Annotated in this window: 14 protein-coding genes and 1 riboswitch; of the genes, 7 read left to right on the forward strand and 7 right to left on the reverse strand. The window is 73.0% G+C overall.

Features of this window, described 5'->3' with window-relative positions:
- Window position 1 precedes the first annotated feature (1 nt).
- From C1703_RS10120 to C1703_RS10140, 5 genes are all read right to left on the reverse strand, one after another.
- Entirely contained in the window at window positions 2-1,186 is a 1,185-nt protein-coding gene (locus tag C1703_RS10120) for a hypothetical protein (protein WP_114251593.1), read from the reverse strand.
- Between the two features lie 33 nt (window positions 1,187-1,219).
- Window positions 1,220-2,233 carry a C40 family peptidase gene (locus C1703_RS10125; RefSeq protein ID WP_114251594.1) on the reverse strand — a complete coding sequence of 338 codons (1,014 nt, stop codon included), beginning with the start codon at window positions 2,231-2,233 and terminating at the stop codon, window positions 1,220-1,222.
- Between the two features lie 210 nt (window positions 2,234-2,443).
- A complete protein-coding gene (locus C1703_RS10130) occupies window positions 2,444-3,484 on the reverse strand; it encodes a C40 family peptidase (RefSeq protein ID WP_114251595.1) in 1,041 nt (346 codons plus the stop codon).
- Between the two features lie 247 nt (window positions 3,485-3,731).
- On the reverse strand, window positions 3,732-5,081 hold the full coding sequence (locus C1703_RS10135) for an NYN domain-containing protein (RefSeq protein WP_114251596.1): 1,350 nt from the start codon (window positions 5,079-5,081) through the stop codon (window positions 3,732-3,734).
- A 37-nt stretch (window positions 5,082-5,118) separates the two neighbouring features.
- Entirely contained in the window at window positions 5,119-5,358 is a 240-nt protein-coding gene (locus tag C1703_RS10140) for a hypothetical protein (RefSeq protein WP_114251597.1), read from the reverse strand.
- Between the two features lie 159 nt (window positions 5,359-5,517).
- On the opposite strand from C1703_RS10140, the gene C1703_RS10145 reads away from it, so the two are divergent.
- From C1703_RS10145 to C1703_RS10175, 7 genes are all read left to right on the forward strand, one after another.
- Window positions 5,518-6,270 carry a rhomboid family intramembrane serine protease gene (locus C1703_RS10145; protein ID WP_114251598.1) on the forward strand — a complete coding sequence of 251 codons (753 nt, stop codon included), beginning with the start codon at window positions 5,518-5,520 and terminating at the stop codon, window positions 6,268-6,270.
- Window positions 6,267-6,548, forward strand: coding sequence for an Lrp/AsnC ligand binding domain-containing protein (locus C1703_RS10150; protein WP_114251599.1), 282 nt, complete (start codon window positions 6,267-6,269; stop codon window positions 6,546-6,548). Before C1703_RS10145 ends, C1703_RS10150 begins: the two co-directional genes overlap by 4 nt.
- A 105-nt stretch (window positions 6,549-6,653) precedes the next feature.
- On the forward strand, window positions 6,654-6,977 hold the full coding sequence (locus C1703_RS10155) for a small secreted hydrophilic protein (protein WP_114251600.1): 324 nt from the start codon (window positions 6,654-6,656) through the stop codon (window positions 6,975-6,977).
- 58 nt (window positions 6,978-7,035) lie between these two features.
- Entirely contained in the window at window positions 7,036-8,418 is a 1,383-nt protein-coding gene (locus C1703_RS10160; protein ID WP_114251601.1) for an ATP-binding protein, read from the forward strand.
- The gene (locus tag C1703_RS10165; RefSeq protein WP_020272949.1) at window positions 8,415-9,074 is read left to right on the forward strand and encodes a response regulator transcription factor; all 660 of its coding nucleotides are present in this window, start codon (window positions 8,415-8,417) and stop codon (window positions 9,072-9,074) included. Before C1703_RS10160 ends, C1703_RS10165 begins: the two co-directional genes overlap by 4 nt.
- 137 nt (window positions 9,075-9,211) lie before the next feature.
- Complete coding sequence (locus C1703_RS10170) at window positions 9,212-10,627, forward strand: SLC13 family permease (protein WP_198678133.1); 1,416 nt, start codon at window positions 9,212-9,214, stop codon at window positions 10,625-10,627.
- A gap of 10 nt (window positions 10,628-10,637) precedes the next feature.
- Window positions 10,638-11,831 (forward strand): glycerate kinase, encoded by a 1,194-nt coding sequence (locus C1703_RS10175; protein ID WP_114251602.1) that lies wholly within the window; start codon window positions 10,638-10,640, stop codon window positions 11,829-11,831.
- Here C1703_RS10175 and C1703_RS10180 read toward each other — a convergent pair.
- The gene (locus tag C1703_RS10180; RefSeq protein WP_114251603.1) at window positions 11,786-13,153 is read right to left on the reverse strand and encodes an aminotransferase class V-fold PLP-dependent enzyme; all 1,368 of its coding nucleotides are present in this window, start codon (window positions 13,151-13,153) and stop codon (window positions 11,786-11,788) included. The two genes, C1703_RS10175 and C1703_RS10180, sit on opposite strands and share 46 nt — an antisense overlap.
- A gap of 147 nt (window positions 13,154-13,300) precedes the next feature.
- Window positions 13,301-13,417: riboswitch (SAM riboswitch) on the reverse strand.
- A gap of 73 nt (window positions 13,418-13,490) precedes the next feature.
- Complete coding sequence (gene trpD, locus C1703_RS10185) at window positions 13,491-14,555, reverse strand: anthranilate phosphoribosyltransferase (protein ID WP_114251604.1); 1,065 nt, start codon at window positions 14,553-14,555, stop codon at window positions 13,491-13,493.
- Window positions 14,556-14,588 lie beyond the last annotated feature (33 nt).

A 14,588-nucleotide genomic window follows, 5' to 3' on the forward strand; every position in this document is an offset into this window, starting at 1 on the left:
GTCAGCCCAGCTCAGTGCGCAGGTACTTCCGCCACTCGGCCGTGAAGGCCTCCGGCGTGGTCCCCAGCACCTCGCGCATCGCCTCCTCCACCGCCCCGGCCCGCTCCCGGTGCTCGCCGACGGCCCGGTAGAACTCGCGCAGCCGCGCCTCGCCCCAGCGTTCGGCGATCAGCCGGCACGCCGTCCAGCCGCTTTCGTAGGCCCGGGCCAGCCGGCTCGCGTCGCCGGTGAAGCCGAAGTCCTCGTCGTCCGGGAGCCCCTCCGGGACCCGCCCCGCGCTCACCGCCCGGGACAGCTCGGGCGCGGCCTCGACGGGGCTGCGCCCGACGGCGCGGTAGCCGACCCAGTCGGCGTAGCCCTCCGACAGCCACAGGGGCGTCGCGGGGGTGGTGGCGGCCCGGGTGGCCACATGGGTGGTCTCGTGGGTGAGGACGACCTGCTCGCCGAGGCCGCCGAGGAGGGCGAACGCCTCGGGGTTGACGATGATCCGGTCCGCCGGCGCCCGGGCGGGCGCGCCGGTCTCGCCGGTGGTGACGGCCGCGATCCCGCGGTAGGAGGAGGCGGGCGAGCCGAGCAGCCCCGCCATCCCCTCCAGCGACTTCGGTACGAGCACGACGACGCGGCGGCTCCAGCCGGCGCCCCACGCGTCCGACACGGCGGGCACGGCCCGGTCGGCCAGATCGGCGAAGTCGCGCAGCGACCGGCCCGACTGCCCGACGCCGAGGACGAGGCTGTGGGCGCCCCGGACGGCCTGCACCGCCCCCTGGTCCCAGAGTTGCTGGGCGGACTTCTTCGCGGGCCGGTCGGCGTCGACGGACCACCGTCCGTCCGCGTCCCGGCCGAGCCGCAGGGTGCGCCCGGCGGTCACCGGCGCCCGGTCGTGCCCCGCGAGGCGGTAGCGCAGTTCGACGTCGGCGGTGGCCGTGTCGCCGGTGCGGTGCAGTGCGGTCACGCGGTACGACCAGTCGGACAGGGGCACCGCCCGCAGTGCGGTGAAATCGCCCCCGGTGCCGGTCCGTTCCCAGGCCCGCTCGTCGTGGTCGAGGACCGCCGCGGCCCGCCGGTCCAGGAGCCGCTGGACGTCGGCCGTGGCGCTGTCGGCCGCGGAGGGCCCGCCGCACCCCACCAGGGCGACGAGCAGCAGAACGAGCGCCACCACCGCGGACCCCGACCTTCGACCAGCCACGCTCCTGATCGTACGGGCGCGGGGCCGAGCCGGTCAGACCCTGGTGACCGAGGAGACGGGCATCATCCCGACCGGGTCGTAGCGCACGGGCGCGCCGGGGTAGGGCGCGTGGATGACCTGCCCGTTGCCCATGTACATCCCGACGTGGCTGGCGTCGGACCGGTAGACCACCAGGTCACCGGGGCGCGCCTCGGAGAGCGGGACCTGCCGGCCGGCGAACCGCTGGGCCTGCGAGGTGCGCGGCAGGGAGACCCCGGCCTGTGCGTACGACCACTGCATCAGGCCGGAACAGTCGAAGCCGGTGGGCCCGTTGGCGCCCCAGACGTAGGGCCTGCCGAGCGCGCTGCGGGCGGCGGCCACGGCGGCGGCCCCGCGTCCCGAGGCGGCGGTGGCGCTCCCGAGGTCGGGCATGCCGGTGCGGCCGGAGCGGGAGGCGCGGTCATAGGCGTCGCGCTCGTCGTCCGGCAGGGAGTCGAGCAGCCGCCGGGCCGCGGCGAGCTTCTGCTCGACGGTCTTCTTGTGGGCGGCGACGGCCTTGCGGCTCTGTTCCAGTTCGCGCAGCTTGCCGGTGGCTTCCTCGCGCTCCTGGGCGAGTTCGCGCATGGCGTCCTGGAGGTCCTTCAGCTCGCCGGCCTGGTGGGCGGTGACGCGGTCCAGCCGGGAGGCCTTGTCGAGGTAGTCGTCCGGGTCCTCGGAGAACAGCAGGGCGAGGGAGGGGTCGATGCCGCCCGAGCGGTACTGGGCGCCGGCGAGCGAACCGAGCGAGTCCCGCATGGAGTTGATGCGCTGCTGCTGCCGGGCGATCCGGTCCCGGGCGGTGCCGACCTCGGCGCGCAGCTCGTCGGCGCGCTCGTCGGCCTCGTTGTACGCCTCGGTCGCCTTCTCGGCCTGCGCGTAGAGCCGGTCCACCTTGGCCCGGGTGTCGTCGTACGGTGCGGCGCCGGCCGGTACCGCGCCCAGGGCGGCGGCCGCGACGGACAGGAAGCCGACCGCGACACTGGCGCCGCGGTCGAACCCGGACGGTGCAAGGCGGTGTTGGGACCCCACGGGAAGCCGCTCTCCTTCCGCTGGCGGACTTGGAACGCGGCAGACAGTAGCCCCGTGGCAGGGGGCCGCCAACGACCATCCGTGGGAACGCGGCACGACGCCCCGCCGCTGACGCAGGTCACCGGCGGGGCGTGGGCTCACTCGGGGCTGTCGCGATTCGCCCGAACGGCGGACACCGCGTCCTGATCTTGGAGACGCCGGGGGCTCGGGTCAGACCCGGACGCCGAACATGAAGGGGCCGCCGATGGTGTCCATCGACTCGTAGCGGACGACCGTGCCGGTGCGCGGGGCGTGGATGACCGTGTTGTTGCCGGCGTAGAGGGCGACGTGGTGCAGGTCGTTGAAGAAGAAGACGAGGTCGCCGACCTTGAGCTGGCTGACCGAGTAGATCTTCGTGCCGATCTGGGCCTGCTGCTCGGAGGTGCGCGGGATCTGCACGCCGGCCGCCGCGTAGGCCCGGGAGGTCAGGCCGGAGCAGTCGTAGGAACTCATGCCGGTGGCGCCGTAGACGTACGGCTTGCCGAGCTGGCTCTGGGCGAAGGCGAAGGCGGCGGCGGCGCGGCCGGAGCCGGGCGGGACGTCGGCGCTGAGGGCCTCGCGCTCGCTGGCCCGGCTGGCGCGGTTCTGCTCGGCGGCGAGTTCCGCCTTCTCGGCGGCGGTGAGGCTGTTGAGCAGCTTCTGCGCGGAGGCGAGCTTGCCCTGGACTTCCTTCTTCTTCTTGCCGAGTTCGGCGCGGGTGGAGGCGAGGTCCTTGAGCTTCTCGGAGGCCTCGGCGCGCTCCTGGGCGAGTTCGCGCTGCTTCTCCTGGACCTTCTTCAGCGCCTCGACCTGCTGGCTGCTCAGCTGGTCGAGCGTGGAGGCCTTGTCGAGGTAGTCGTCCGGGTTGGAGGAGAGGAAGAGCTGGACGGAGGGGTCGATGCTGCCGGTGCGGTACTGCGAGGCGGCGGCGAGACCGAGGCTGTCGCGCAGCTCGTTGAGCTCCTCCTGGCCGCGGGCGACGTTGTCCTGGATGGTGGAGATCTCCTTCTGGAGCTTCTCCTGCTTCTCCTTGGCGCCGTTGAACTTCTCGGTGGCCTGCTCGGCCTCCTCGTAGAGCTTGTCGACCTTGGCCTTGACCTCGTCCTTGCTCGGCTTCTCGCTGGGGGCGGCGTTGGCGGCCTGCGAGCTGAAGGCGACGGCAGCGGCGGCGGCGGTGGTCAGCACGGTCACACGTGCGCGGCTCGGCTGCTTGGGACGACGGTGGGACGCCACGGGTGAAAAGCTCCTTCTGGCCCCTCCGCCGTCTCTCCCGATGAGTGATCACCCGAGCGGAGGTTCGGGGCCTGACCCTAGTGACCTTCCTGTGATCAGTTCAAATCCTCAGCTGAAAAATTGCGCCACAGCAAGCCATCTTTTCATCTGGATTCACAGGCGGTGAGACCCACTTGACTTAACGTGCCCCACAGGTCCCATCAATTCGGGCATCACGCCCGGAGGTTACGGAGCGGACGTACGCCCCCTACGACCGCGAAAGGCGCTTGAGGAGCATCGCCGAGGCCACGGGACGGGCGCCCGCGCGGGCCACTCCGTCGGCGACCTCGCGGTCGGTGGAGGCCACGATGACCGGGCGGCCCGGGGGTTCGGCGCGGACCAGCTGGCGGATCAGCTCGTCGGCGGTGACGCCCGGCTTGGAGAACAGCACGCGGACGCCGCGCGGTGGCGCGAGCAGCACCGGAGCGGCCAGTTCGGCCCCGTCGAAGACACAGGTCACCTCGGCGCCGCTCTGCGCCGCCAGTTGGGAGAGCTGCCCGAGCAGCCGCAGGCGCTGCTTCTCCAGCGGCATCTGCGGATAGCCCGTTTTGGTGACGTTGTAGCCGTCGACGACGAGGTGGGCCTGCGGCAGCGCGAGCAGCTGGTCGAGGACCTGCGGGTCGTTCTCCGACAGGGCGCGGGCGGCGATGTCCTTCGGGGTCATCCGGCCCGGCTCGACGGCGTCGACGGTCTCGGCGGGCCGCACCGACACCGGCGGCAGGGCCAGTTCGCGGCGGAGCCCCTGGGTCGCGTCCAGCAGGGTGTCCAGCAGCAGCCGCACCCGCATGTCCTCGACGCTGCGGCCTTCGCGGGCGGCCCGGCGCGCGGCCTCCAGGGCGGCCTCGGTCTCGCCCAGCCGCGCCTTGAGCCGCCGGGTCTCGCTCTCGGCGGCGGAGACCTGGGCCTGCCCCTCGGCGCGCACGGCCTCGATCTCGCCGTGCGCCTTGCGCAGGGCGGCCTCGCCGCGCTTGACGTCGCTGAGGGCGGCGCGGAGCTTGCGGTGCAGCGACTCGGTTTCCTTCCTGGCCGATTCCAGCTCCGCGCGCAGCCGCTCGGTCTCGGCCCGGGTGTGGTCGCGGGCCCGGTCGAGCTCGGCACGCAGCCGCTCCAGCTCGGCCCGGTTCTCCTCGTCGGCACGCTCGGCGTCGGCCCGCTGGGCCTCCTCGCCGGCGGCGGTCACCAGTTTCACCCAGCCGAGGGGCCGCAGTACGTAGGCCGCGGCCGCCACGTCGAGCGGGTCCGCGGCCGGGGGCGGGGAGCCTGAGTCGAGGGCGCCGGTCAGTTCCGGCTGGGCTTCTCTGAGCTGCTCCCCGATGCGCTGCCGGAACAGCGGGTCGGTCTCCAGCGCCGCGGCCATGGCGTTGCCGGCGAACTTGGCCCGGCGGTTCGGGGCGAACCGGGCGTACTGCCTGAGCTGCGCGGGCAGCTCGCCGACCGTCAGCGAGCCGAAGCCGTCGGAGACGATCTGCACGACCCTGCGGCGCACGCCGTCGGGCAGCGGACGGTCGAGCACCTCGGCGGCGCCGTCGCCCGGCCCCCCGCCCGTGGTCTCCACCATCCGTCACACCCCAATGCCTGTGCGGGGGCCGCTCCTGTCAGGAGCCGGCACCCGGCCTGTCCACGAGTTCCACCTGGTCCACCGCGTTGCACCAGCGGCAGCGCACCGACTCGATGGTCTCACTGAGCACCTCGCGCTCCTCGACCTTCGGCTCTCCGGCCAGGTCCAGGTGGACGTACTCGACGACCTTCGACGAGCGGGTCACGTCGAACCTCGTGAGGTTGCCGCAGAGGGTGCAGCGCCACCGCGTCCCGGCGGTCGGCAGGGGAACCGTCATCGTGACCTGTTCTCTTTCCTTCTAGTGTCCGTGACGCCACCGGCTTCCCCGGTGCGTGTGGCTCGTAACCCTACGGCCTGGCGGCTCCCCGTGGCCCACGCGTCCACGGCGGCGAGGCGGTCTGTGCGGTTGCGTCCGGTTACGTCATGCTCTGTATTCATGATCAGAACGTGGAGTGCGTCGATCGTCCGGGCGGCCCGATCGGTCCGGGGAGCGTCGGCGCCGGTGACGTACTCACTGATCGCCCTGTGCTGCCTGCTCTTCCTGGCAGGGCCCGCCTCGGGCCTGAATCCGGCGTACGGCGCGGGCGACGGCCTGCTCGCCGAGCAGCGGGCCTACTTCCGGCGCTGGGGCGTGATCCCCGCAGAACTGTTCGACGGGTCGGCCGGATCGGCCCTGACCCCCCTGACGGCCCTGTTCGTCCACGGCAGCTGGGTGCACCTGCTCGGCAACATGCTCTTCCTCTACGTCTTCGGGGCGATGACCGAGGAACGGATGGGCCGGGTGCAGTTCACCCTGTTCTACGTCGGCTGCGGCTACCTGGCCCTGCTGGGCTACGCCGTCGCCAACGCGGACTCCGAGCAGTCCCTGGTCGGCGCCTCGGGGGCGATCTCGGCGGTCCTCGGCGCGTTCCTGTACCTGTTCCCCCGGGCCCGGGTGACCAGTCTCCTGCCGTTCCTCTTCTTCCTGCCGGTGCGCTTCCCGGCGTGGATCGTCCTGCCGTTCTGGGCGGCCCTGCAGTGGCTGGCGGCGGGGCGGGCCTCGGACGGGCCGGGGGTGGCCTACCTCGCCCACCTGATCGGCTTCGGGCTCGGCTTCGGCTACGCATCGGTCCGCTACGGCCGCCCGACCAGCCCCACTAGAGTGAAGGCCGCCCCTGCTCCGGCCCCCGAGGGAGAGAACCAGCCGTGATCACCGCGATCGTCCTCATCAAGACCAGCGTGGACCGGATTCCCGAGATCGCGGAGTCGATCGCGGCGCTGGACAACGTCAGCGAGGTCTTCTCCGTGACCGGCACCTACGACCTGATCGCGATGGTCCGGGTGAAGCAGCACGAGGACCTGGCGGAGGTCATCCCGGGCCGGATCAGCAAGATCCCCGGTGTGGAGGGGACGGACACGCACGTGGCGTTCCGCACCTACTCGCAGCACGACCTGGAGGCGGCGTTCTCGATCGGCCTGGACAGCTAGGCCTGTCCGGCACGCCCTGGGACCGGGCCCCCCGGCTCCCCGGATGAAGAGTTCTTCATCCGGGGTTCATCGTCCGCTCCGGGTTCCGTCCGCAGGATCGGGCGCATGGCTTTCTCCCGTCGTATGGCGGCCCTGTCCGCCGTCGTGCTGATCCCGCTGGGCATCGCCGCGACCAGCTACGCCTTCGCCGACCGCCCCGAGTCGCCCAAGGTGCCCGCCCAGCAGGTGGAGCTGGACCGCGGCACGCCCACGCCCACCTCCACCCTGGAGCCGACCCCGAAGCCCTCGCCCGAGTCCACGCCGGGCGACGAGGTCGTCTCGCGGCCTCCGGTGACCGACAGCTCAGCGAGTGACGATGACGACGACGACCGCGGCCGGGGCACCGGAGACGACGGGCCGGGCGACGACGACGCCGGGAACGACAACTGACACGGGCCGCCGGCGGATCTCCGCCCGGGTCCGCATCCTGCTGTGGCTGCTGCTCGTTATGGCGGTCGCGCTCGCCTCGGTGGCCATGACCACCCGCTCGTTCCTGATGCGGGACGTCGACAACCGGATCAACCGGCTGCTCACCCAGGAGACCGGCGAGTTCGCCAACTTCGAGGAGCGCGGCGGGGATCCGCAGACCGGCCGGCCGTTCACCGACGCGGACCGGCTGCTGACGGTCTTCCTGGAACGGCAGTACCCGGACGCGGACGAGGAGCTGATCGGCCTGGTCGGCCGGGCGGACCGCGGCCCCCGGCAGATCCGCCAGCCGCACGACCTGCCCGTCGCCCTGCCCCTGCACCGGGACCCGGAGGCGCGGCGCCGCATCTTCGACTCCCCCGACTCCTCCGGTGTGCTGCACAGGCCGCACGGCGAGATCCGCTGGGCCAAGGTCACCGTGGCCCAGCCGGGCCGGGCGCCGGACGCCGCGTTCGTCGTCGCCTTCCACCCGGAGCGGGAGCAGGCCCGCGTGAACACCGTCTTCCGCACGCTGCTCGTCATCTCCGGGGCCGCCCTGCTGCTGACCGTCGGCATCGCCTGGGCGGTCGCCGGGCGGATCCTCAAGCCGGTGCGGGTGGTGCGCACCGCGGCCGCGCAGCTCACCGAGCAGGACCTCACACGCCGGATCCCGGTGCACGGCCACGACGACATAGCGGCCCTCGCCGAGACGTTCAACGGCATGCTCGACCGGCTGGAGCGGGCCTTCGCCGCGCAGCGGGAGTTCGTCGACGACGCCGGGCACGAGCTGCGCACGCCCATCACCATCGTGCGCGGCCATCTGGAGGTCATGGGCGACGACCCGGCCGAGCGGGAGGAGACGGTCCGGCTGGTCACCGACGAGCTGGACCGGATGAGCCGCATCGTCGAGGACCTGCTGCTGCTCGCCAAGGCCGAACGCCCCGACTTCGTCACGCCCGAGCCGGTCCAGGTCGCCGAACTGACCGCCGACGTCTACGTCAAGGCCCGCACCCTCGGCGAACGCGACTGGCGGCTGGACGGGGTCGCCGACCTGGAGGCCGAGCTGGATCCGCAGCGGATCACCCAGGCCATGGTGCAGCTCGCGCAGAACGCCGTGCAGCACACCACGACCGGCCAGACCATCCGCATCGGCTCCCGCGCCGACGGCCCGGACCTGGAGCTGTACGTCGCCGACTCCGGGCCCGGGGTGCAGCCCCAGGACCGGGAGGTGATCTTCGAGCGCTTCCGGCGCGGCACGGCCCGCCGCGGCGCCCGGGGCTCGGGCGCCGGACTCGGGCTGTCCATCGTCAAGGCGATCGCCGAGGGCCACCGGGGCCGGGTACGGCTCCACGACACACCCGGGGGCGGCGCCACCTTCGCCCTCGTCCTGCACGCGCACCGGGTACCGGAAGGGGACCTGCCGTGAACCGCATCCTCATCGTCGAGGACGAGGAGCGCATCGCCTCCTTCGTGGAGAAGGGCCTGCGCTCCAACGGCTTCACCACGACCGTCGTCACCGACGGCGACGCGGGGTACGAGTACGCCCTGACCGGCGGCTTCGACCTCGTCGTCCTGGACATCGGGCTGCCCGGCCGGGACGGCTTCACGATCCTGCGCGAGCTGCGGGAGGCGCGGGTGACGGTGCCGGTGATCGTGCTGACCGCGCGGGACTCCGTCCGGGACACCGTGGCCGGTCTGGAGGGCGGCGCCGACGACTGGATGACCAAGCCGTTCCGGTTCGAGGAACTGCTCGCCCGGGTGCGGCTCAGGCTCCGCACGGCGGCGCGGGCGCCGGAGGTGACGGTGCTCAGGTCGGGCTCCCTGAGCCTCGATCTGCGCACGCGGCGCGCCCGGTCCGGGGAACGGACGGTCGATCTGACGGCGCGTGAGTTCGTGCTGCTGGAGCTGTTCCTGCGGCATCCCGGGCAGGTGCTGTCCCGGGAGCAGATCCTGTCCCACGTGTGGGGGTACGACTTCGACCCGGGGTCCAACATCGTGGACGTGTACGTGCGGACGCTGCGGAAGAAGCTGGGGGCGGAGCGGGTGGAGACGGTGCGGGGGATGGGGTATCGGCTGCCGTAGTGCCGCTCGGGCGCCGTTGCCGGGTGCGGGTCGTCGTGGGCTGACCGCGCCGTTCCCCGCGCCCCTGGGCACTGTGGTGAAAGTTCCTTCATGAAGGACTCATCGACGGCTCACCGCCCGGGCGAATCCTCGACGGTGTGACGCTGAACCTCCGAACCACCACCGCCCTGGGCATCGCGCTGTCCTTGTGCGCGCTGCTCGCCGTCCCCGCGAACTTCCCGGGGCTCGGCGGCGACGCCCGGTTCACTCTCGCCGTGTTCGCACTCGCGACCTGCGCCTGGATCGGGACGTCGATCGACGACACCTACATCGCGCTGGGCGCCGGGCTCGCGCTCACAGTGACCGGGGTGATCAGCAGCGACACCCTGTTCGGCACGCTCGGCGATGCCACGGTCTGGCTGCTGATCTGCGCGTTCGTGCTGGCCGCCGCGGTGAGCCGGACCGGGCTCGCGGGCCGGGCCGCGGTGTTCCTGGTCAGCGGGGCGCGCACGGTACGGCAGCTGGTGCACCTGACGACCGCCGCCCTGGTCGTCACGGCGTTCGCGGTGCCCGCCACCTCGGGCCGGGCCGCGCTCGCGCTGCCGGTGTTCCTCGCCCTGGCGAAGGTCCTCGCCGACCGGAATCGACTGGTCGTGATGCTGGCGCTGCTGTTCCCGACCGTGATCCTCCTGTCGGCGGTGGCGACCCTGATCGGCGCGGGCGCGCATCTGATCACCGTGTCGGTGCTGTGGGAGACGACCGGGCAGCACATCGGCTTCACGGAGTGGCTGCTGCTGGGGCTGCCGCTGGCCGTGGTCTCCTCGCACCTGGCCGCCGAGGTGGTCCTGCTGACGACGACCCGGCGCGCGGACCGTCGCGGCCCCGTCCGCATCACGCCCGAGCAGATCCAGGAGCACAGCGAGCAGCCGGTCACCGGCCCCTGGAGCCAGGCCGAGAAGCGCTGCGCCCTGCTCCTCGCCACGGTGGTGCTCCTGTGGTGCAGCGAGCCGCTGCACCGGGTGCCGCCGGCCCTGGTCGCGCTGATCGGCGCCGTCATCGCCTCCTCGCCCGCCCTCGGCACCGTGCGCCTGAAGGACGCGCTGAAGACCGTCCCCTGGTCGCTGCTGCTGTTCATGGCGGCGACGATGGCGATGGGCGTCGCGCTCGCCGACTCGGGGGCGGCGAAGTGGCTGGTCTCCGGGCTGCCGGCGGACGAGTCCCCGGTGGTGTTCCTGGCGATCGTGATCGCCGTCAGCACGGCGGCCCACCTGGTCCTGCAGTCCCGCTCGGCCCGCTCCTCGGTCCTGGTGCCGCTGGTCGTGGCCGCCTCCGTCGGCGTCGGCGTCAACCCGGTCGCCGCCGCGCTCGCCTCCACCGCCGCCGCGGGCTTCTGCCACACCCTGCCCGCCTCCGCCAAGCCGGTCACGCTCTTCGCGCAGCTCCCCGGCACCCCCACCTACACCCCGCGCGACCTGCTGCGGCTGTCCGCCTTCCTGGCCCCGCTGACCGCCGTCCTCGTGCTGCTCTTCGCCGTCGCCGTGTGGCCGCTGCTCGGCGTCTCCGTCACCCGTTAAGGAGCCCTCCATGCTGACCCGTGTCGTCGTAGCCCCCAGCGGCTTCAAGGAGTCCCTGTCCGCGGAGGCCGCCGCCGACGCCATCGCGGCCGGCGTACGCCGTGTCCTGCCCGACGCCGAGCTCGACCTCGTCCCGCTGGTGGACGGCGGCGAGGGCACGGCCGTCGCCCTGGCCGCCGCGACCGGCGGCAGGATCGTCACCGTGCCCGCGACCGGCCCGGTCGGGGAAACCATCGCCGCCCATTTCGCCCTCCTGGGCGACGGGGACACCGCGGTGGTGGAGATGGCGGCGGTCGCCGGCCTCTCCCTCGTCCCGGGCGACCTGCGCGACCCGGGCGCCACCACCACGTACGGCGTCGGCGAACTGATCCGCTCCGCGCTCGACTCGGGCGTACGGCGGATCCTCGTCGGCTGCGGCGACTCGGGCACCTCGGACGGCGGCGCGGGCGCGCTCCAAGCGCTGGGCGCCCGCCTCCTGGACGAGAACGGACAGGAACTCCCGTACGGCGGACGGAAGTTGACGCGCCTGCACCGCATCGACCCGACCGGTATGGACCGCCGTCTCGCCGACGTGGAACTGCTCGTCGCCTGCAACCCGTACAACGTGCTGTGCGGCGAGCGCGGTGTGGCCCGGGTCTTCGGGCCGCAGAAGGGGGCGACGCCCGAGCAGGTCGAGGAGTTGTCGGCCGCGCTGGAGAACTGGGCCTTCGTCCTCACCCGGGACGTCGCCGTCCCGGACACCAACCTCCGGTACGGCCCCGGAACCGGAGCCTCCGGGGGCCTCGGAGCGGGCCTCGCCGCGCTCGGCGCCCGCCTCCTGCCCCGCTTCGACGTGCTGCTGGACCACCTCGACCTGGACGCCCGCCTGGCCCGCGCCGACCTGGTCGTCACCGCCGAGGGCGCCCTGGACCACCAGACGCCCCGGGGCAAGGTCCCGGCCGAGGTGGCCCGCCGGGCCAAGCTGTACGGCCGCCCGGTCCTGGCCCTGGCGGGCACGCTCGGCGAGGGCGCGCACGAAGTGCCGGGCGTGGACGCCTGCCACGGCATCCTGCCCGCCCCGATGGAGCTGGCGGAGGCGCTGCTGCGGGCGAGCGAGCTGCTCACCGACGCCACCGAGCGGGCCCTGCGGATGATCGTCCTGGGCGCCCGGCTACCGGCTCACGCCGAGGTGTCCGGGACGCAACGGCCGTCCTCCGTGCGGTAGTTCCACTTGGCGCCGTCCGTCACGAGCTCCTTCACCGCGTTCACGAACCGCTCGACGTGCTCGTCCGGCGTGCCGGCCCCGAAGCTCACGCGGATGGCGTTGAGGGACTTCTCCCCGGGCGCCGCCTCGGGCGCCCCGCACTCGCCCTGCGTCTGCGGGTCGCTGCCGAGCAGCGTGCGCAGCAGCGGGTGGGCGCAGAACAGCCCGTCCCGGACGCCGATGCCGTACTCGGCGGACAGGGCGGCGGCGAAGTGGGAGCTGTTCCAGCCGTCGACGACGAAGGAGATCACCCCGACGCGCGGGGCGTCGTCCCCGAAGAGGGAGAGGATCCGGACCTGAGGCACCTCGGCGAGCCCCGCGCGCACCTTCTCGATCAGGTACCGCTCGCGGGCGACCAGGGTGTCGAATCCGGCGTCGGTGAGGGCCTTGCAGGCGGAGGCGACGGCGTAGGCGCCGATGACGTTCGGGGAGCCGGCCTCGTGGCGGGCGGCGCTCTCGTGCCACTCCACGTCCACTCCCCCGTCGTCGCGCCGCGCGACCTTGCGGGAGGCGCCGCCGCCCGCGAGGTACGGCTCGGCCTCGCGCAGCCAGTCGGCCCGCCCGGCCAGGACGCCGGAGCCGAAGGGCGCGTACAACTTGTGCCCGGAGAAGGCGACCCAGTCGACGTCGAGGTCCGTGACGGACACCGGGTGGTGCGGGGCCAGCTGGGCGGCGTCCAGCACGATCCGCGCGCCCTGGGCGTGCGCGGCCGCCGCCAGCTCCCGTACGGGCCACAGCTCGCCGGTGACGTTCGAGGCGCCGGTGACGCAGACCAGGGCCGGGCCGTGCGGGTCCCGGTCGGCGAGGGCGCGCTCCAGGGTCTCCACGGCCTGGCGGGGGCTGCCCGGCGCGTCGAGGTAGGTGACGCGGGCGTCCCGCCAGGGCAGCAGGGAGGCGTGGTGCTCGGTCTCGAACACGAAGACCTCGCAGCCCTCCGGGAGGGCGGCGGCGAGGAGGTTGAGCGAGTCGGTGGTGGACCGGGTGAACACCACCTGGTCGTCGGCGCGGCAGTCGAGGAACTCCGCGACGGTCCGGCGGGCGTTCTCGAACAGGTCGGTCGACAGCTGGGACAGGTACCCGGCACCGCGGTGGACGCTGCCGTAGTACGGCGCGTAGGCGGCGACGTCGTCCCACACCCGCTGGAGTGCCGGGGCGCTGGCGGCGTAGTCGAGCGCGGCGTAGGTGACCTCACCGCCGGTCACGAGCGGCACGGTGACATCCCGGCCCAGAACGGGCAGCGGGGCACAAACGGAACGGTCGGCGGCAACGGTGGAGACGGACATGGTGAACTCCCGTGAGAGACAGGGGTGAAGAGAGAGAAAGGGTGTGTGCGGAGGCGGGGCTCTGCGGCCCTATCGCATTCGCTGACTCACGGAAGGCTCCTCGTCGACCAGGACCCCTGGTCCCACACCTTTCAGAAGTGTGCGAGGGGTCCGCGCTTGCCGCAGACCTCGCTGCCTGCGGCCTGGTCTTCACCCGGGGCACCCCGCCACGGACGGAGGGTTGCCGGACAGTCGGCCGGGGCCTCATGACTGTCACTCATGACCTGGTACGGGAACGTACGTGAAGTGATCGGCGTCCCGCAACCCGAGTCCGGATCGCGGGACGCCCGGTCGTGCGCTACTTGTTGCTGGCGGCCACCCACCGCTCCAGGGTCCGCTTGGCGGCCCCGGAGTCGATCGACTCGGCGGCCTTCGCCATCCCGGCGCGGATCTGCTCGGCCAGCGTGCCCGGGCCCGGCTCCAGCGCCACCAGGGCCGCGGCCGAGTTCAGCAGCACCGCGTCCCGCACCGGGCCCTGCTCGCCGTCCAGCAGGCGGCGGGCGACCTCGGCGTTGTAGGAGGCGTCCGCGCCGCGCAGCGCCTCCACCGGGACCAGCTCGAGGCCCACCTCGCGCGGGTCGAACGCCTCCTCGGTCACCTTGCCGTCGCGGACGACCCAGACCCGGGAGGTGGCCGTGGTGGTCAGCTCGTCGAGGCCGTCGTCACCGCGGAAGACCAGGGAGGAGTGGCCGCGCTCGGCGAAGACGCCCGCGACGATCGGCGCCATGCGCGCGTCCGCCACGCCGACCGCCTGGGACCGGACCTTCGCGGGGTTGGTCAGCGGACCGAGGACGTTGAAGATCGTCCGGATGCCCAACTGGCCGCGTGCCGCGCCCGCGTACCGCATCGACGGGTGGAACTTCGCCGCGAAGCAGAAGGTGATCCCGGCCTCCTCGGCCACCCCGGCCACCCGGTGCGTCGGCAGCTCCAGGTTGACGCCGAGCTTCTCCAGGACGTCCGACGCGCCGGACGCCGAGGACGCGGCGCGGTTGCCGTGCTTGACGACCTTCGCGCCCGCGCCGGCGACGACGATCGCCGACATGGTGGAGATGTTGACGGTCTTTGCCCCGTCGCCGCCCGTGCCGACGATGTCGACCGTCGGGCCCGGCACCTCGATGACGTTCGCGTGCTCGTACATCGCCCGGACGAACCCGGCGATCTCCTCGACGGTCTCGCCCTTGGCGCGCAGCGCCACCACGAACCCGGCGATCTGCGCGTCCGTCGCCTCGCCGCGCATGATCAGGTCCATCGCCCACGCGGTGTCGTCGGCCGTCAGGTCCCGGCCCTCCAGCAGGCCGTTCAACAGCAGGGGCCAGGAGCGGCCCGCCGCGGTGTCGCCTCCAGCGGGGGTCACAGCGCTCATAAGCCGCTCCAGGGTCAGGCGTCCCGCACTACG

Source organism: Streptomyces sp. Go-475, assembly GCF_003330845.1.
Classification (GTDB): domain Bacteria; phylum Actinomycetota; class Actinomycetes; order Streptomycetales; family Streptomycetaceae; genus Streptomyces.

Excerpts from the sequence above, each read along its gene's own strand:
- C1703_RS10135 (WP_114251596.1), bottom strand. The coding sequence starts at position 5,081 with ATGGTGGAGACCACGGGCGGGGGGCCGGGCGACGGCGCCGCCGAGGTG.
- C1703_RS10140 (WP_114251597.1), bottom strand. The coding sequence starts at position 5,358 with ATGACGGTTCCCCTGCCGACCGCCGGGACGCGGTGGCGCTGCACCCTC.
- C1703_RS10145 (WP_114251598.1), top strand. The coding sequence starts at position 5,518 with ATGATCAGAACGTGGAGTGCGTCGATCGTCCGGGCGGCCCGATCGGTC.
- C1703_RS10155 (WP_114251600.1), top strand. The coding sequence starts at position 6,654 with ATGGCTTTCTCCCGTCGTATGGCGGCCCTGTCCGCCGTCGTGCTGATC.
- C1703_RS10160 (WP_114251601.1), top strand. The coding sequence starts at position 7,036 with ATGGCGGTCGCGCTCGCCTCGGTGGCCATGACCACCCGCTCGTTCCTG.
- C1703_RS10175 (WP_114251602.1), top strand. The coding sequence starts at position 10,638 with ATGCTGACCCGTGTCGTCGTAGCCCCCAGCGGCTTCAAGGAGTCCCTG.
- C1703_RS10180 (WP_114251603.1), bottom strand. The coding sequence starts at position 13,153 with ATGTCCGTCTCCACCGTTGCCGCCGACCGTTCCGTTTGTGCCCCGCTG.
- trpD (WP_114251604.1), bottom strand. The coding sequence starts at position 14,555 with ATGAGCGCTGTGACCCCCGCTGGAGGCGACACCGCGGCGGGCCGCTCC.